Source organism: Candidatus Falkowbacteria bacterium, from assembly GCA_018674305.1.
Classification (GTDB): Bacteria; Patescibacteriota; Patescibacteriia; order UBA11705; family JABHMO01; genus JABMRF01.
Genome location: JABHAL010000015.1, coordinates 142,755 through 162,282 on the forward strand (window position 1 = coordinate 142,755; position 19,528 = coordinate 162,282).

Genomic DNA, 19,528 nt, shown 5'->3' on the forward strand with positions numbered 1-19,528 from the left:
TGGGATTTTTTATTACACAGAAAACTTCTTGCGAAAAGATTTTTCCAAAGCGGATTCATCATCCCGTTCCATTAACGCTGTAAAAATATGAATGGCAGCTTTATCGCTTGGATCCACAATATTTGGATAAAATGAAAAAACGTTCTCACAAGTTATCGCATTTGCTTCAATTATGCCTAGAATCACTTCTTTTCCAAATTCCCGTACCTCAGAAGGTCCCATCCTAATTAATGATGCAGCCTGATCAATATCAAGCATACTTGAGTATACACTTCTTAAAATCTGCAGAGCCCAACCTATATTATCAGATGTTTTGAACGCATCTAAATAACTAATAAGAACTTCTGCTGATAGTTCAACACCAAACTTATCTGCAAGAATTTCTCTTATAATTGCTCTGTCTTCAAGCCCTTCAGATTCATCCTTTTCATAGGCTGGTTCAAAAGATAATAGCAATTCCATTAAATGCTTAAAATTGTACTTTCTTTTATCAATTGACAAAGCCAACTCGGTGGCTCGATCAGAATCTGCTCGGTTCATCTGAACAAGAACTCCAACAAAATCGTTTCCCATGACATCCTCCTCGTTTGGATTCGCGATTTTCACGAATATTTAAACTTAACAAAAGAAAACCCCAGTGTCAATAGGAGTTTTCTTTAATCTTAAAACTTTACTCTTCTAACTACTTATCCCAACAAAAATTATTCCCGAAATGGCCAAACTCAGCAGTTTGTTCAAATTGAGGCTTTTTCAACTCTAATAAAGTAATAATCCCTTTAGGAGTTAAATCATAACCTTGTACATTCTCTTTGCGACCATCAATTTCCACAGTCGCCATTACCGGTTCAGCTACTCCAATTGAATAAGCTAAATGGCAAATAACTTCTTTGGCATTATTTTTTTGTAAATAATCAACAGCAATTTTTCTGGCCATGTAAGCAGCGGAACGATCGACTTTGGACGGATCCTTGCCTGAAAATGCACCACCTCCGATAGGAATTCGTGGACCATAGTTATCCACAATCAATTTCCGACCAGTTACACCAGCATCTGCCTCAAATCCTCCTTGTGACCAATCACCAGCTGGATTAACATAAATTTTAAGGTTTTCACTTACATTTTTGTCTTTTAACCATTCTTCAACCAGCCCCTTCATTTCTTCTGCTCGAGCATGCTGAAAGCTGGCCACGACAGTTGAAATTAAATTGTTTTCTAATGTAATTTGAGTTTTGCCATCAGTTTTGTATTTAGAAAATAATACTCGACACAAATCACGTGAAAGCTTTACCTCCAAAGGAATTAATTCCGGAGTTTCACTGCAAGCATATCCAACCATGATTCCCTGGTCACCAGCACCACCCGGATCAACTCCTCGGGCAATATCTGGAGATTGCTGAACTAAATTGACACTAACTTGATATTGATCTCCAGCAATTCGTTTAGCAATTTTTTCCGCATCAAAAACCGCACCGGAAGTAATCTCTCCGGTAATTGTAATAACTCCATGCCCCCCCATTGTCTCTACTGCAACCCGTGAATGTGGGTCTTGCGATAAACAAATATCTAAAATAGCATCGGAAACACGATCACAAATTTTGTCTGGGTGCATTGGTGAAACTGACTCTGCTGTACGTAACATAAATTCTTTGGCCGCGATGTAACCAGAAATAGTTTTTGGTTTTGTTGCAGCTTAATACTTAAATAAAAAATACTCTTTCATCACGAAAAAGTATAATAATTGAATAATTATTTATCTTTCCCGTGCTGGGCTAGAATTGACACCTTCTTGAATTACCTTCAAGGGTTGTCGACAGGTCATCGGGCTATATCCCTCACTGTACTCTTGATAAATGGTTAAATTGTATATATATAATATTACACTAAAATTAATTTTATTACAAATTTTTTAAATGATGCATAATAATCGCTGCGGCACTGGCAACATTAAGCGATTCCATATTTGAGCTGATTTTTATTTTAATAAATTCGTCTGTGCGACTCTTTATTTCATCATCAATGCCACGTGATTCATTTCCCAAGACTAAGCAGTAATTATTTTTCACCTTTATTTCTTCAAGATTATGAGCTTTTTGATTCAATAAAGACGCTAATACTTTGAGCTTTTTCATTTTGAGTAAATCAAGGAGTTTTGATCCTTCATCTTGCTCGATATTTAATTTAAATATAGCACCTTTGCTAGCCTGAATGGTTTTACTATTGTAAATATCAGCGCAAAGTTCATCCACAATAATATTCTTGTAACCAAAGGCAACAGCACTACGAAGGATTGCTCCCAGGTTACCAGGATCATTAATTGCATTTAAATAAATCACCGGGTCTTTAAGATTAGTTTTAGTTTCAACTTTAGCAAAAACTGCGCAAATGCCCTGTGGGGTTTCAAGTTCTGAAAAACTTTTGTAAACCTTTTTGTCAACTAAATAATAGTCCAACTTGAGCTCAGTAAATTCTTTATTGTATTTATCTAAAAAGTCTTGGGTGACTATAACTTGCTCCGGTTTTATTTTTCCTGCAATAGCTTCACTAATTATTTTTAAGTTTTCTACCTTGAACAACGCCAACTGTTCTCTATATTTCTTGAGCTTAAGTTTACGTAATAGTTTAATTTTTTCATTGTCCTTGCTGGTAATAGCCATATAAATAGTGTTATAATATAATAAATATAAACATTATGAAAAGTAAAAAATTAATTCCAGTATTATTAATAATTCTAGCAATTCCCTTTGTCACTTTTGCTTTTTCCTGGAAAAGCATGCTTTTCTGGCAAAAGCCAGTTATCGTCGAACCAATTGCAGAATTAAATCCAGTAGAAATATTAAATGCCAATGAAAAATATTCAAACTGGGAAAAAGCGTTCAATAAAACCAATCTTAATCTAGTTACCACTAATCCACAAAACCTAACTCTCTCCGAGTCTGAACTAAATTACATGGTCAAGAAAAGTTTAGCTACTTTAAAAAATCCACCGATTCAGGATCTAAAAATAGACTTATTGGAGGGTGAAGTAGAAATATCTGGATATTTACTGTCTCCATTTAGAGGGAGCATAAGTGCTATTGTTAAGCCCGTCTATAGCTTGGGTAAATTATCACCAGAAGTCACTAAAGTTCGTTTCAAAAAATTGTACTTTCCAAAAAGATTGGCCAACCGTTTATTATCAAAACAGCTCGAACCTTCATTAAACTTGCTGTACTCAGATTCTAGTTTGAAGGATTTACAGATTATTATTAGAAATGATCGAATACAAATAAAATTATAAGCAATATATTTCAAAAAGGCTTTAGGGCCTTTTTTTATTTAAGCTTTTCATTCAAAGTTTCAACATCGCCAACCACCCAACGGTTTATTTCATTTTGATCTTTGTCTATTTGAATAAATGTTGAAGTATGTTCAACTGAGTATTTTTGTTTTAGATTTTCTTCCTTTGCATAATCCACTTTTAAGACCACAGCCTTGTCTGGGATGTCTGATTGTTGTAAATCAAACTTGGTATCAGCAGTCACTGAATACGGATCCCAAGGAGCATAAAAAAACAAAACTACTTTTTTGCCTAAATCTACCTCTCTCCCTAAAACTGTTGGAGAATAATCCAGATACTTAACTGTTTTATCTGTAATAACTAATTCTTTGGTTTCACCAGAGTTGGTTTTGAGTTTAACGGTTTTTTGACCACAACCGGTTATAGAAAACAACATGATCAAAATTAATATTGTAAGTAAGAAATTTTTTTTCATAGATTAAGCCATCTTTCTCAGTTTTTTTATTCTTTCTTCAATTGGTGGATGGGTTGAAAATAGTTTTTTAACTTTTGTTCCGGAAAAAGGATTTGCAATGTAGAGATGTGCAGTTGCTTTCGAAGCTCGAGCTAAAGGCTTATTTTCATAAGCAATCTTTTCTAACGCGCTAGCTAACCCTTCTGGATACCTAGTCAAAAGTGAGGCTGAAGCGTCAGCTAAATATTCTCTTTTCCGAGAAATAGCAAACTTTATAAGCTGGGCAATTATTGGAGAAAGGACTATAAAAACTAAGCCAATGATTATTAAAGCCGGATGACCACCCTTATTGCTACGTGAACGACCACGACCACCCCAAATACTTATCCGCATAAACCAATCTGCCAAGATTGCGATTGCACCAACCAAAACCGTTACTAACATCATAAAACGAATATCATAATTACCAACGTGAGATAACTCATGAGCAATTACCCCTTCTAACTCTTCATTTTCCAACTTTTCAATTGCTCCCTTGGTAACTGCGATTGAAGCTAATTCTGGTTTTCGTCCCGTAGCAAAAGCATTAATTGACGGATCATCGATCAAATAAACTTTTGGTGCTGGCAGGCCAGCTGTAATACAAAGATTTTCTACCATTCGATAAACATATGGATTGTCCGTTTTTTGAATTTCTTTTGCGCCAGAAGCTGACAAGGCTATCTTGTCTCCTTTGAAATATGAAACACTGGTCATTAATAATGAAAACCCAACAGCTATAATCATTCCAAGGTACGGAACTTGGCCTTGGCCACCATATATATAATCATAAGCATAGCCAACACCAAGCAGAACTGCGAAAAAAATCACAATCAAGAACATTGAATTTCTTTTGTTGGAGTCTATCTGGTTGTACATATATTTTATTTTTTAACAACAATAACATTTCCCTTAATTGTATCAGGAACCTTACGCAATTCCGCTTTGAATCCCTTGTCCTGCAAATATTTTATCCTGGCTGAATCCAGCTTTTCCATTGCCTCTTGTCCTTTTTTTCGTTTTTCCAAGTCATTACTATTAGTTAAATCTGACTGACGACAAAGTTGTTTCCACTCTTCTTTGTCAATACCATATGGATTGGCATGATTCTTGGCCATTCCCTGACAACAGGTCATTAAATACAATTCCGGACTGCCTTCAGATTTCGACCAACTATCAATAATATGATCAGCTAAATCACCACAAGGATGTTTGGCTACCCAGGTGCCATCAGGAATTTTATCTTTTCTAATATCAAATTGAACAGGTTCAACACTTTGATCCAAAATTTTATTTAACTCTTCTACATAACGAAGCTGATGTGGATTAATGTCCAAAACCTTAGCTGGTTTACCGGTCTTTTCAGATAAAACACGAGCCATATCACCAGCGCCACCAGCAATGTCAATAATCTCATCACCAGAAATAGTATCAATTATTTTCGAAAAACCAATCATTTCTCGTTTTTTTCTTTTATAAAATTCTTCTGTTTTTTGGGGGAGAGAAGTATCACTATACACCTCTTGCTTAAGTTCAGGTACCATAAAATCTAAAAGAATACAGTTTTCACTGGGTGTTACGTTGTGAACATTAAATTTCCCAGACTTAAGCATCTGCTGAATTTCTTGAGCTCTTTCTGGTGAAAAATCAACAAAAAGCTCCTTCTGCCGTTCCCTATTCAATTCCCCTAAACTTTCCCAAAGTTTATTGAGATAAGTATTAAAAACTCTCGCCCTATTTTTCTGGGAATATAATTCGTCTGCAACATGTTCAGCTACGGAGACTGGTAAATTTTGGTTTTCGAATTTCATACTTAAACTACTAAAATTTAACTTTTACGTTTTCTTTTTCTTTCTCATCGGCTTCAAAAAAATCATACTTTTTAAATCCAATAGCATTAGCAATCATATTTGTTGGGAAAACTTGAATTTTGGTATTGAAGTCACGAACATTACCATTGTAAAATCTTCGAGCAGCTTGGATCTTATTTTCAATATCACTCAACTCATCTTGCAACTTCGCAAAATTAGCAGAAGCCTTCAGGTCAGGATAACTCTCAGCTACTGCGAACAAGGTTTTTAACGCTCCTGACAGCATGTTTTCGGCCTTAGCTTGGTCTTCTGGACTAGCATCCTTGTTATCATGTGATCCCATGGCAGCTGTTCGAGCTTCAGTTACTTTTTGTAAAGTTTCTTGTTCGTGCGTCATGTAACCTTTAACGGTCTCCATTAGATTTGGAATCAAATCATAACGTCGTTTTAACTGAACATCAATATCTGAAGAAGCCTCGTCCACACGATTACGTAAACGAATTAGTCCGTTGTAGACTGCGATTAACCAAACGATAATTACTGCTACAACTGCCAAAATTACATAAATAATTGTTGCTGACATAAATTGTTTATTATTTATAAAATCAACTAAATTATAGTCTATTATAGCAGAAAAATCAACTTTATTTTGTTTTTATTATAAAAAAAGAGCAAGCCAGTGATGGCTTGCTTTGATTGACTACCAACCCCTTCTTTTCTTTAATTTCTTGCGTCGATTTTTTCTAGCTTGCTCTCGATAGGATTCCTTAGCTTTTTCCTGTCGAAGAGCTCTAGCTTCAACCTTGTTTGGCACATGCTCACGTTTGGTTAATTCAGTCTTAATCTCTACAACTGACAACATTCGACCACCTGGTATCGGCGTATGGCCCTTGTGTCGTTTTGACCTAGCTTTTTCTAAATAATTCAACAAGACTTTTGTAGGTAAATTTGGTAAATCATATGGATTAGTCATAATAACCTCCCTTATGACAAAGATTCAAAGAACGAGCACTAAAGCGTATATGCACTAGTTTATCAAGTTCAATGATTTTAAGCAAATATTATAACTACTGTTCTATTGACAATATACAACCAATAAGCTATACTTTAACCTAGGTTAAGAAGTGAAACCTCCGCCACGCGGAGGGGTAACCTAAATTGGTTCCCGACAAACCGATTTAGATTGCTGGTAATACCGGAGTGGGTTAGCTCGCCCTCATCATGGCCCTTGACAGCGGTGTTGGTAAATGAATAGCAGTCAAGTCCATTCTACGACTAGCCCTGCTACCAACCGCGACCGTCTACAGACTAGGAAATACCTCCGCCAAATTGAATGCGCACAATTTGGTTCCGAATGGATATTGGACAAATATGAAACTGGCGAGAAAATTCATATTTGAGAAATATCCAGGTCTAGTCCCTTATTCCGGGGGGTGCGTCAAGCATTTCTTAACCTAAAAGCGCGCCTTGTGCATCATTACGGGGCGCGCTATTTTTTTTGCAAACAAAAAAAAACAACTATTAAAGTTGTTTCTTTTATACAGTTCAAATTCTAACCAACACTTTTCATATATTTTAAGTCTTCCTTCTTAATCATAAATTTACCATCTTTAGCTAGCCTCTTTGCTAGTATTTCATCTTTCTGATCCTCATTAACTAACGACTGAGCAATCGTCTTGGCCTTTTCTCCTATTTCTGCATCATTTTCATTATTAGCAGCCTCGGTAACTCCCCATAGATGCCAACCTATTTTATTCAGTGTTTTTTGGAAATTATCTTGCAATCCAGCAAGATCCACACCCCATTCATTTTTCACCTCACCACGGTCAATTTTTGCTTGAATGACCTCAATTTCATTTTGTTTCAATGCTATTATTTCTTCTAACGCAACAATGTATGAATTTGCATCACTATATCCCATTTGTGATTCCCAATGACCCTCATCAGAGGCTAAACGAAAAGTGTGTTTTTTATCTTTTGAAGATAAAGATTGATATATTTGCTGAGCATATGACCAAGAATCAAAATTATTTCGTTCAGGTAAATCCAGATTATATATATCACCTTCTAACACATCTTTTATTAATTCATTTTTCTGACTTTCACTTAATTCAAAATCATTATTGACAATATCCTCTATTTTCATTGGTTTCTTATTGTACTTTACTCTTTTCCTATCAACTTCTTCAAGTTCTTCATTCACAATTTTTTCAGTCACAACTTCCTCAACCAAAAAATATTCACCTGTCTGAGCATCTCTTATATATACTGGCATGCCCAGGGTTTTGCCTTCTTTCAATATTTCATCCATCAAATTTTTATTACCATGCTCAGTTAAGGCTGAATTCTCCGCTATTTTAACATCAATATCTGAATCAAAAAACAAAGCTGCAATTTGTGGTTTTTTTACTAAAATTTCATTATGTCCAGACTCCGATTTATTAATAGCTTGAGAGATTTCTTCTTTAGGATTTTCAGTATTAAATACATTACTTCGTTCACCTTCAGATACTTGTGAAACACTATCTCTCGCCATTGCTGCCCCAATCTCACCCCCTTTCAATAAAACACCAAAAGAAAAAAAGGATTGATCCTTGACTTCATTCTTTTGCTTATCAAGCCGTACACTTGCAGTTGACAAATTAGGCTCCATTGCCAATGTTGCATGAAACATATCCTGCCATCTAACCCCACGCTTCATAACAGAAACCTGTCCCGGAGTAGTCATGCTCAAAAAACTGTGATTTAATACAGCATTATGTTCTTTACATACCTCCATAACATCCTTGGACTTTTTCTCACCTTCCCAAGTCTCCAGAGCCTCAGCTTGATCTTTATAAAATTCACTTATCAAACTTTCAGCTTTTTCAAGTTCGACTTTACTGTCAGCCTCTTTTTGCAAATCTTTATACATTTGCCACAACCCCTCAAACTCTCTTTGTAAATCTTCAACTTTTCTCCTATCCCCTTGGATCTCATTCTGCAAAGCCCTAATCTCAAATAAATTAAATAATTTAGCAAGTGTTCTTTGCTGTTTTGACTCTAATTCACTCTCCAATTCTTTCAACCTATCGATTACTTCCTTAAACTCCAATTGTTTTTGTTTAATTTTCTCCTGTAATCGTACTGTTTTTTCATTGATATCTGCTTGGCGTTCAGAAAACTGAGCTTCCAGCGCAGCTTGTTGCGCCTCCACTTCTAATTTTTCCTCGGGATTTTTTTCCTGAACAAAATTTCTAAGCTTTTGATTATTTACTGGTGATTCTTTTCTCATAAATTTGCAAACACAAAACTTCGAAAATTATTTAAAATTGGCTCGAAACACTCCATCAAAATTTTCCGGCGGATTAACAAGATATTCTTTTAAGCGTTCAACATAAATTTCGATTGGCCGATCTTCTGGGTAGGCTTCTGCCAACGACGAAAATAACTTCAAAGCTTCCGGCCATTCTTGATTTAAATATTGCTGTGTTGCTAGTCCAAATTTTTCTAATAATTCAGCGTACTTTTTTTTGTCCGCTAATTCACCCAAAACTTGATAAATTTTAATGCCTGTTTGCTTCCCTTTTACAGCAACGGTATCTAAATATCTAAACACAAATTTGTTATTCAATTCAGCTTTTGTTTTTTCACTGGCCAAAATACCAACTCCATAATATTTAGTTAAACTTTCCAGGCGAGATGCTAAGTTCACATCATCACCAATGGCCGTGTAATCAAAACGCTGATGTGATCCCAAATTTCCAACCACCACTTCGCCCGTATTTAACCCAATTCCAATCTTTATCTCAGGCATCCCTCGGATTTTCATTTTTTTATTAAATTTTACTAATTCACTTTGCATTAATAATGCTGAAGTTAACCCATCTTGGCGATGATTTTCATTATGCAAAGGTGAATTCCAAAAAGCCATAACCGCATCACCAATAAACTTATCCACAACCCCGTTATTATCCATAATCACAGTTGTCATTTCGGTTAAATAATCGTTTAAGTAATGTACAAGCTCCTCGGGCTTCATTTTTTCTGACAATGAAGTAAACCCACGAATATCAGAAAACAAAATAGTTAATTCTCGCCTTTCTCCGCCGAGATTCAATTTTTCTGGTTTAGCAATTAGCTCGTCAACAACTTCCTTAGCTACATATTGGGAAAAACCAGCACGAATTTTTTGTTTTTCTTGCGATTCTAATAAATATCGAATCACAAAAGCAGTAGCAAAAATTAAAATTATTAACAAACAAGGATATAAAATCGAAAATAACCAACTGAAGACAAAGGCTACAACTACACCCAGTAAATATAAAACGATTAACAATACCATGCCCAACAATGAGTAATACCAACGCCAAGCAAAAGCTACAAAAGCACTAATTATTCCTAAAAGTATAAATAGACCTAAATACAAAATTTGATTATCAACTTGCTGAACATATGCCGACTGTAAATATGACTCAATCAAGTTAGCCTGAATTTCCACCCCAGACATAGCCTCAAACTTAGTCGAAGCCGTGAAATATTGATCATGTAAATTGTCTGCAGTAGCACCGACTAAAACAATCTTGCCTTGCAAAACTTGACTATCAAAATCCTGATTGTAAACATCTATGAAAGAATATTTTTGAAAAGTATTTTCCGGACCAAAGAATTTAATGCGAAATAATCCGAACTGATCAAAATCAAATTTTTCAGGATATAAACTATCAACTTCATTCCACAAGCCAGCTTTTTGTAGAACACCAACAAAAAACGGCGTCACCATTTCATCTTGATATTTAACAAAATTAGGTGTACGTCGAATCTGCCCATCCTGATCTGTTATCAAAGAGACATGCCCAACAGAGGACCGTTCTTGAATCTCTGATATTGGCCACAAAGTTTCAGTGAACTGAGGATCAGCACCTAAAGTCAATTTTAACTCACCCTCCATTGGAAAAACTACTTTGTTCCCCTCCTGCAAAACTGACAACAATTCATTATCTCCACCGCTCGACTCACTAAAAGTCATATCATAACCAATAGCTTTCACTCCAGACTTACTCAATTTATCAATCATTTGAGTATGCAAACTTCTTGACCAAGGCCACTCACCAAAAGACTGAATTGATTTATCATCAATTCCGATCAGAACAATTTGATTAGAAATTTCCTCTTGAACAAATAATTTATCTTTTAACTGTTCATCAAATAAATTAAAAACCTTAAAATGCAATAGACCGTACATCAAGCCAACACAAACTACAGCTGTTAAAATTGCGCTCAGAATTTTAGTTTGTTTTTTTAACATAGCAGTTAATTTCTCAGTTTAGTTGAAACCAATAGAACTGTAATTGTTGTTTGGCCTGTAAACGAACTATTATCATCTGGTCGATACGTACCAGAAATTGTAGTAGCACCACCATTGCGATTGGCTGTAAAAATATTTCCCTTCAAACTACCGACGTCATTACCACTGATTGAATCTCCACTGGCTGACCAATTTATTTGTTCAGTGACATCTAATTTACTACCATCACTATAAATCAAATTGGCGCTAAGCTTTGAACTCGCATCAGGAATTAAGCTTGCTGGATTAGCAGTGACTACTAAACTTTGAGCCACAGGCACCACCAGCTCCTCAGGCTGATCAGTTGAACCACTGTCAGTGATTGCAGGCTGTTCTTCGGTAACAGCTGGTGTATCAGTTGTGACGGGATCTTCTAATGTTGCGGATTCACCAGTAGTAGCTGGTTCATCAGTCGCAATAGATTCAACGGTTGTTTCTTGTTCTGTCGATTCAGAACTCGGCACCTGGTCATCTGCGGTTCCATAGGTTGGCTCTGATTCCTGTACTTCAATAACGACTGGTTCAATTTTAGGCTTAGCTAAATCTTGTTCAACTTCTAGCTTTAATTCACCTGAGTCAACACTTTGTACTTCCTCTGAATCTAAACCTTGAATTTTATTAGCGATAAATGCAGCAACTGATTGGTCAAAAATCTTGCCTAAAAATACTTTTCGTAAACCATCATATCGTGACAACTTATTTGTAAATTCTTTATCAAAAGACTGCAGTCTCTGTAATGTTGCTAAAGTCTGTTTATTAAATTCTGCTATTTTCAACTGTTCAATTGCCTTGGTTACTTTTGTACTATCAATTAAGCCCTGAATTTCAATTCCTCTTTTGGTTTCTAGCTTTTGTTTATAACTAGACTCTGTTCCAGACAAAAGCAAACGGATCTTTTCAAACCCGGTTTTAATCCCATACAAAGGATGGTCAGGTAGTAGCCCAACGTCGCTAATAATTGCTTGCCTTTTTGTCTCTAAATAATTTTCAAAATTTCTATTCATCATTATATTATTGTAAATCCATGGCTCTTCTTTTTGTTGTAACTTTAATTCATCTGTACCAACTGTTTCCTGCTCATAAGTTTTCTTTACCAAATCATAAGTCAATTTATCACCGGCTGACATATTTGCTAGAATTGCTGCCTCTCCAACAAGACTTACGTCAACATCATTTTCATAAACAAAAACTTCAACTGTAATATCCGTTAAAGTTACATTAAAGGCAGTACCACGAACTGTTGCCACAACTGTACCCGCTTCAACTTCAAAAGCAGCAGAAGGATGCAATAGATTCATTAATCTTGACCAAACCTGTCCTTTTTGCAATTTAACTCTGACCTTGGTCAACAAAGGTGAGTTGGAATTAATATATCCCTTGGTAATAACAACTTGTGAATCTTCAGCGACCATAACTTCCTGAGTATCAAAAAAACTAATTCGCGCTACTGAATTACCATTGGTTTTTATAATGTCACCTTCGGAAACAATTTTAAATTTTTCAACTTTCTGAAAATCATTATCAGTACTTCCATTGTGCCAAACATCTCCCTTTTCTACAATTAAAGCGATTTCTGGTTCTACCAAGTCTGTTCTCCCCATTGCACCGTTAAACCAAAATATTACTATTACAATGACAACCGCTAAAACAATTAAACCAAAAGTTTTTATTTTTTTCATAAATTTAGATCATTAATTTTTAAACCTCCTAGTAACAGCTTAGCAAATTTTGGCCGTGAATTCAACCTAAACTTCATTATTTCGATCACAAAACCAAGCTTTTGGGTTGTTACAAATATAACAACGAGCATGTTCCAGTTCGGATTGGTCTCGTAACACGCGGTCGTAAAATGATTTTTGCCAATTAAAATCAAAACAATTTAGACCATATCGAATTTGTTTGGTACAAACATTTTTGAAGGAATTTATGATTTTGGAAATTAATCCATAATTATTTCGTGTAGGGATCGGGCAATGCCCGTTCCCTACGTTTTTTATATATATTATACCGTGCATATGATTCGGCATTACAATATATTTATCCAATGAAACATTTTCATAATACCGTGGAATTAATTTCCAAAATTCATTTACCACATCACCACAAACATTCAAAATCATTTTTTCATCAACAACATCACCAAACCAATTTATTCTATTCTTCGTACAAATCGTTAAATAATAAAAACCGGGCAATGAATAATCAAACGCCCGACAACGGTTTAATTTTCGTTCTGGACCATTGTACATATATTAACATTGTGACAATTAATTTAAGAAACCTATAGCAAAATGTTATCCCCACTCGTCAAATCCTATTAAAACAAAAACTTCTCTTCTATACAGCGGTGTTTTTTTGACGATGAAAGTCGTCAATATTAAGATAACAATTTTTTAAAATAAAAAAGGACCCTTGTATCGACAAGGGTCCTGTCTTTCTTAAACGCGCTGTCTATTCCTCAGACCAAGCAAGATACCTCCTAAAAGTAGAAACAGGACAATTCCTGTTGCTTGTCCGTTCTGAGATGTAGAACATCCGTCTGAACTTGAACACCAGTTTCTATCGCTACTGACAGAAAACTCTTTCTTGGCAGTAACTGTCTGGTCATTATTTTTCACCGTAATTTTAACTTCATGTTTCCCAGTGCTACCACACTCAAGGAAAACATAAGCTTCAACGTGATAATGATCATCCACCCACATAAAATTACTGTTGATATCTGTATCGACAGATAAAGAACCAAAGATATAGGAGAACTGTTCACTCTCTGGAACATTATCAGACCCATACAGATCAAAGCTTATGACCATATGAGTAGCTTCTTGAGCGTTATTAATCGACAAATTTTCTATGGCTAAATCACCCTCTGCTTTAGGCTTATTACCACAAGAAGTGATTATAACTTGTTTTGTCGTGCTAGTAGTAATATTGTCGATGTTTATATTCATTGTCACTTGATAAGTTCCCGGCTGATCATAAATATGAGTTGCTTTCAATTGCAAAGCCCCATTACCTATAAGACCAGCTGAACAAGCAACTTGTTCAAAACCCTCAAGTCCAAAGTTCACATAGCAACTGACAACCTGACTTGGAACCGCATTGTAGATAAGCCATTCCGACTTAACATCACAGAATCCCATATTCACCACATAGTAATTCTGTCCCTTGACAACGGGGTCACCTGTCGGAACTTCACCTTCAACGCATTCTCCGTCTTGACAAAACTCATTCTGAGCACAGGGTTGTTTGATGGCCACCTTTTCCCCATCTTCACTTATCCACCAAACATCATTCTCAAAACAACCAAGTTCGAACACAACGGAGCAGTCCATTTCCAGGCAGTACTCAATTAATCCTGCCGGCAAAAGCCCATGTTTACCCAACATCTTCATTAAGTCTTCGTCTTTTACCTTGTCGAGCATTTTTTGAAGAACTAATTTTGCATCTTTGATCAACAAGTTTGCTTCTGCCGTTTTTGCATTGAAGGCAGACGTTCCCAAAGAACTTTTGATCTCATTAAGTAATGCTGTATCCTTGGAAATCATGGCCTGAGCAAGACCCTGTGTATTAATATCAGCTAAATCATCAAAAGAGTCTCTGACTACTAATTTCACTGAATCTCGATATTTTGTTTTCCAGCCCTGAACTCCAAACATATTTTGAGTTGGATGACCGCCACCCCAAAGATCTGCTAGCACCTCCAAGATTGCAGCTTGTGCACCCTCTTTGGCAATAGGAATGCCCAGCTCATAAACTAAAATAGCTTTAGACTTTGCATGCATATACTCATGCATAACAATAGAAGTTAAAACTGCTTTCACATCAGCCAGATAAGTAGCTATAGGAACTGCTGAATCTGCAGAGCCGTATAACAACTCCTTCAATCGTCCTTCATGTACTGTGAAAATAATCATTTCATGGAACTCGTCTACATTATAAGCAGCTGGAATAGCTTCATCTATTCCATTGAAAAGCTCCTCGCTTTTTTTGAACCAATTATACTCACCTAGACTAGCCAAGGGATCAGCAGTAACTGCAAGAGCTTCAAACCCTTTAACGCTTGGGGCTTGACCATCAATTGCCTCTAGTGCCTTTTTAAGATTTCCACTACTAATCACTTCACGCATCACCAATCTATCAACTTCTGAAAATTTCATGGAAAAAAGAGATTTGTAATTATAGAATGGATATTTTTTAACTAGAGCAACAGCATCACCTCTAACACTTTCCAGAACAAGTGGGTCTTTGATTTTCTTTACGTGAATTTTTCCACTTCTAGCAAAGACCACAAACTTTTCAGTTTTTCCACTTGTTAAATACTTGATGTATCGCAATCCATGTTTTCCAAGAAAGACAAGTCCCTTGATGGCATTGTAACCAAGGTCAACAAATGCCAAGATTGCCACAACATAAGCTAGTTTTGGATACGTATCTTCTAGCAGAATAAAACCTGCGGTCTCACCACAAACACCCAGAAGAGCAATCCCAATTGGAGCAGTGGCTACCTCAAATATTCCTGCAACAATCAAGAAGACTGAAGCTCCATAACACGAACCATACAATAAAATCTCATCAAAGTTGTCCATCATCCAGTCAAGACCAAAGAGACCGATATCAAGCACATCGTCCATCACATACAGCCCATTCTCGTCCCACCATTCAAAACACGTAGCTGATGTATCCGTTTCTGGACTGAGACACGGTGATTCCGTCAGATTAACGATAGAATCAATCATCCCCATCATTTCAATGATTTTTTCTTGCGGGATTACGTTCAAGTCTATCACATAAGCATCATTATCATTGAGGAAAATATTCGTTTTGACCAACAACTCCAGTGAATCTCCACCATGAATTGCTTGCCAACTGAACTCGAATTCATCCCCCTCAAAGAGGACAAAGTCCTGACTTAACTCCTCTTCTGCGTCTACGAGTAATATTTCAACCTCAATGTAATTCGGAACATTTTCTGCACAAAATGCAGAAAATGTAATTTCAAGTAAGGCAATGTCACCCTCAAAAACTGCAGTAGCGACAGAGCCGTCTTCATGTTTCCACTGCGCGCTTATAATTTCACACGGAGATGGATTATAAACACAATCACCAAACACACAAGAGTAAAATTCCGGACACAGATTCACATCACCCCAGTCACAACACTGTCCATCGCACTCACATTCGCGATAACCAAAACCAAAACACTCTTTTTCGTTTGGTTCGCAATTGCTTTCACAACAAGGAGAAATACATTCCCCTGCCTGGCAACCACATGAGCAAGGATCAGCGTCCAAATAGTAACAATCCAAATCATTTGAGGAGCACTTTCCATTACTCAACACCGAACTGTAATTTGATGAACATACATTTGGTAATTCAGTGCAATCATCAATAATTTCAGTCGTTACATCACAACCATTTTTCCAAACTAGATTATCATTTTCGCAAGTCTGATAATCCTTGGTGGGCAAACAGTCGTTAACACAATAACCGTCACTACAGACCTTGTTTGATCCACACTGATAAGTTTGCTTTTGTAAGCATCCGTCCTTGAGTAGACAAGTCCACTTTTGGGACGGGCTATTACAACCAACCTCATTCAGCTCGCAGATTTCATCGCAACAAGGCTCAAGACAGGAATCATTCTGACAACCACAGTCACACTCTATAACTTCAAGTGTCACAGGTGACCAGTCATCCTGACATGCACCATTCTGGCAAATCTCCTGCATCTGATTTTGAATAACATGCTCATCGCCTGATTTGCAGATTGAATAACTTGAACCATTCTGTGTTCCGTCACAAGGATCAATTTGATGGTGTGGCGAATTATTCGAATCATAGCACCAGATTCCACCCAAATGACATTTTTCACTTGCACAACTGTTGTAACAATTAGTTTTGCAACTACCGTTTAGACAGCCACAATCACAATCAGTTTCAACAGCGTAATAGCAATCCTTGTCTTGCGGAGAGCAAAAACCGTTGCTTAAAACATTCCCGGCAGCATTACAAACATCAGGTTGTTCATCACAGTCTTCAATTATGCTAGTTTGGACATTGCAAGAATTTTTCCAAACTAATTTACCAGCCACACAAAATTTATTTGCTTGTACTGGCAAGCAGTCTGAAACACAATTACCCGCGTTACAAACCTTACCAACCCCACAATTAACATAATCTTTTTCGTAACAACCGTTTGTATTGTTAAAATCACAGGTCCACTTTTGAGTATTATTAGCGTTACAGCCTACTTGAGCGGAAGAGCAATTACTCTGACAGGACTGGCATTTATCATTGTAACAATTACATGATTCATAATGCCATTCCAAACAAGTATCGCTGTCAAAATTGCCACAAGTTTTGAGCATATTACTGCTCATACATTCCTTGTCGCCATAATCATCACACTCATCATCACAGAGCAACACACACTCACCATCGTCACATTCTGTGCCTAGTTCACAATTAGCCCAGTCTTTTTCATAGCAACCAGTATTGGAATTATAATCACAGTCCCACACTTTGCTACCAGAATTATTACAACCATCACTGCCTGACGAACATTCATCATCACATTCAATACATTCACCGTTACTGCAACCATTATCGCAATAATCAATTACCTGCATACCTGAATAAACTGCCTCTTGTTTGCAAGTAGTATTACTACAATACGGTTCATAATCATAGGAATCATACTGAAGCCAATTACCATCGCAATAGGCCTGAGAGTCATAGCCACCAAAGGCTGTACACTCTTCATCGACATGATCCCATTCGTTATCAGAATTAATACACCAAATATCTCCATTCTTGCATTGTCGATCAACACAAGTATGAAAACATTTAAAATAACTACAATACCCAGAACAGCAAGAACCACCAGTAGCACACCAGCCACCGTTACCTGTGCAAGCCTCAGCTTGATTAGCAAAGCCCAAACAAAACAACAAAACAATAGCAAAAATTGCATTTCTCATGATTCACCTCTTTTTTAGGTTTCAATTTGTGTTGTCAACGAACTTTCATTAACATTGTACACTATCACACTACAACAAAAAAATCAAGCTAAACAAAAAGTTGAGATTAATACTCTCAACTTTTGACTTTTGGCTAAAATTAAACCTTTTCAACTAATAATCTTATCATTTACAATAGCCTTGAGTATAAGGCAATCCATAGCTTTGATGTAATTTAATATTTGCATGATCACGATTATCTAAATTCATATCCCACAAAGACAAAGCTTTTCTCACTGCACCTTTAGTAATAACCACTGTTTTTACTTCACCTATGTCTGGTCTATTGTAATGATAACACCCCTCTAATCCAATAATTGAAGGATTTTCCACACAAGTATAAGAAAAGCATCCTGAAACACCTTGATTATGATCTGGGCAATAAGTTATTAAGCCATAGTCTGGCTCAATGAGCGTGCCATCAGTCGGATTAAATACATGCCAGGCGCCATCAAAATAGACGTTAGCAAAAACATGCCCGTTGGCAGGAACAGCAGAGCAACCATTTTCTAATTGATTATATAAATCTAATTCTATGGTGTCCACATAAATAGCAGGATAGCCAAGTTCTCTAGCTAAGGCCACAAATCCAATTCCAAAATCCGTACAACCCTGCATATAATCACTATTAGAAATCATATTTTCGGCAGTTTTCACTCCTTTGTCAATTTCAAATACTTTTGGAGAAATATCATAAATCTCCTTTTCAAGATAGCTTGTAATTTTTTTCAAAACTGCAATCGGTTTATTCAGTTGGACATTATTTTTTATTTGATTCACTGCCTGCTCTATTGAATTCCCGTCATCGGTTTGCATATCATTATGAAGCCATTCTTCTATTTCCGGTGGAGCACATCTTTTTTCTGCCGGCAAACATAACGCTGAACTGCAATCATTATCCCCCTGACAATTTTTATTTATACCGCATTTTTTACCGAATTTTTCTAAACATTTTCCACCGCAATCTATATCAGTTTCAAAAACTTCTTTCTGACCATTATTACAAAGTTCTATCATCTCAACACATAAACTTTCATAACATGAGCCGGATTTGCAGTCCTTACCTTTTTGACAAACAGAACCGTTGGCTTTACCACATTCACCACCCACATCAGCTCCGGTTTCGTTCTGATTTTTTACATTATCAAAACAAGTTGGTGGTAAACAGACTTTACCATTAACCTCTTCAAAAATTTCTTCCGAAGAACCGCATACTCCACTTAAACAATCAAATTTACTAACACAAGAAATACCAACTGGCGATTTTCCTTTATTCTTTCCAATAGATGACGATAAGCTTTTTACCCCTCCCAAAATATTGATTAATGAAGATTCTGGTTTAGTTACAACTTTCACGTCCACTACTGATTCTCTGGTTGATAATTCTTTTTTTTCAGCTTTTTGTTTTCTCATGTTCGTAGCAATTCCAGCTGCTGCAATGCCCCACATCCCCAATACTATAATTATAACTGCTACTTTTTGGTAGGTTTTTAACTGAGTTTTTTCCGCTGTCCTAGGTTTTGCTTGCATAAAATAATATTGTTATTTTCATACTAATCATAACTCAATATTAAAATATTTACAATTGACAACTCCTTCAAT

15 protein-coding genes and 1 riboswitch are annotated in these 19,528 nt (G+C 36.3%); of the genes, 1 reads left to right on the forward strand and 14 read right to left on the reverse strand.

Features of this window, described 5'->3' with window-relative positions; translation table 11 throughout:
• Positions 1-12: 12 nt before the first annotated feature.
• The 3 genes from HN643_06105 to HN643_06115 form a co-directional block, all read right to left on the reverse strand.
• On the reverse strand, positions 13-573 hold the full coding sequence (locus HN643_06105; GenBank protein MBT7501206.1) for a hypothetical protein: 561 nt from the start codon (positions 571-573) through the stop codon (positions 13-15).
• Positions 574-682: 109 nt separating this feature from the next.
• Positions 683-1,639 carry a methionine adenosyltransferase domain-containing protein gene (locus HN643_06110; GenBank protein MBT7501207.1) on the reverse strand — a complete coding sequence of 319 codons (957 nt, stop codon included), beginning with the start codon at positions 1,637-1,639 and terminating at the stop codon, positions 683-685.
• Positions 1,640-1,747: 108 nt separating this feature from the next.
• Positions 1,748-1,853: riboswitch (SAM riboswitch) on the reverse strand.
• A 42-nt stretch (positions 1,854-1,895) separates the two neighbouring features.
• The gene (locus HN643_06115; protein MBT7501208.1) at positions 1,896-2,654 is read right to left on the reverse strand and encodes an RNA methyltransferase; all 759 of its coding nucleotides are present in this window, start codon (positions 2,652-2,654) and stop codon (positions 1,896-1,898) included.
• Between the two features lie 35 nt (positions 2,655-2,689).
• Here HN643_06115 and HN643_06120 point away from each other — a divergent pair, with 35 nt between their 5' ends.
• The gene (locus HN643_06120; GenBank protein ID MBT7501209.1) at positions 2,690-3,277 is read left to right on the forward strand and encodes a hypothetical protein; all 588 of its coding nucleotides are present in this window, start codon (positions 2,690-2,692) and stop codon (positions 3,275-3,277) included.
• A 34-nt stretch (positions 3,278-3,311) separates the two neighbouring features.
• Here HN643_06120 and HN643_06125 read toward each other — a convergent pair whose 3' ends face one another.
• The 11 genes from HN643_06125 to HN643_06175 all read right to left on the reverse strand — a co-directional run bounded on the left by HN643_06125 (position 3,312) and on the right by HN643_06175 (position 19,456).
• Positions 3,312-3,752, reverse strand: a complete 441-nt coding sequence (locus tag HN643_06125; GenBank protein MBT7501210.1) for a thioredoxin family protein — start codon at positions 3,750-3,752, stop codon at positions 3,312-3,314.
• Positions 3,753-3,755: 3 nt separating this feature from the next.
• Positions 3,756-4,649, reverse strand: coding sequence for a M48 family metallopeptidase (locus tag HN643_06130; protein ID MBT7501211.1), 894 nt, complete (start codon positions 4,647-4,649; stop codon positions 3,756-3,758).
• 5 nt (positions 4,650-4,654) lie between these two features.
• Positions 4,655-5,581 carry a hypothetical protein gene (locus HN643_06135; protein ID MBT7501212.1) on the reverse strand — a complete coding sequence of 309 codons (927 nt, stop codon included), beginning with the start codon at positions 5,579-5,581 and terminating at the stop codon, positions 4,655-4,657.
• Positions 5,582-5,591: 10 nt separating this feature from the next.
• Positions 5,592-6,164, reverse strand: coding sequence for a LemA family protein (locus HN643_06140; GenBank protein ID MBT7501213.1), 573 nt, complete (start codon positions 6,162-6,164; stop codon positions 5,592-5,594).
• Positions 6,165-6,281: 117 nt separating this feature from the next.
• Positions 6,282-6,554 carry a hypothetical protein gene (locus tag HN643_06145; protein ID MBT7501214.1) on the reverse strand — a complete coding sequence of 91 codons (273 nt, stop codon included), beginning with the start codon at positions 6,552-6,554 and terminating at the stop codon, positions 6,282-6,284.
• Positions 6,555-7,133: 579 nt separating this feature from the next.
• Positions 7,134-8,855, reverse strand: coding sequence for a hypothetical protein (locus HN643_06150; protein MBT7501215.1), 1,722 nt, complete (start codon positions 8,853-8,855; stop codon positions 7,134-7,136).
• 27 nt (positions 8,856-8,882) lie between these two features.
• Positions 8,883-10,868 (reverse strand): adenylate/guanylate cyclase domain-containing protein, encoded by a 1,986-nt coding sequence (locus HN643_06155; protein ID MBT7501216.1) that lies wholly within the window; start codon positions 10,866-10,868, stop codon positions 8,883-8,885.
• A gap of 5 nt (positions 10,869-10,873) precedes the next feature.
• The gene (locus HN643_06160; GenBank protein ID MBT7501217.1) at positions 10,874-12,586 is read right to left on the reverse strand and encodes a hypothetical protein; all 1,713 of its coding nucleotides are present in this window, start codon (positions 12,584-12,586) and stop codon (positions 10,874-10,876) included.
• Between the two features lie 66 nt (positions 12,587-12,652).
• Positions 12,653-13,156 carry a hypothetical protein gene (locus HN643_06165; protein MBT7501218.1) on the reverse strand — a complete coding sequence of 168 codons (504 nt, stop codon included), beginning with the start codon at positions 13,154-13,156 and terminating at the stop codon, positions 12,653-12,655.
• Positions 13,157-13,345: 189 nt separating this feature from the next.
• Entirely contained in the window at positions 13,346-17,887 is a 4,542-nt protein-coding gene (locus HN643_06170; protein ID MBT7501219.1) for a PKD domain-containing protein, read from the reverse strand.
• Between the two features lie 165 nt (positions 17,888-18,052).
• Entirely contained in the window at positions 18,053-19,456 is a 1,404-nt protein-coding gene (locus HN643_06175; GenBank protein MBT7501220.1) for a transglutaminase family protein, read from the reverse strand.
• Positions 19,457-19,528: the final 72 nt, after the last annotated feature.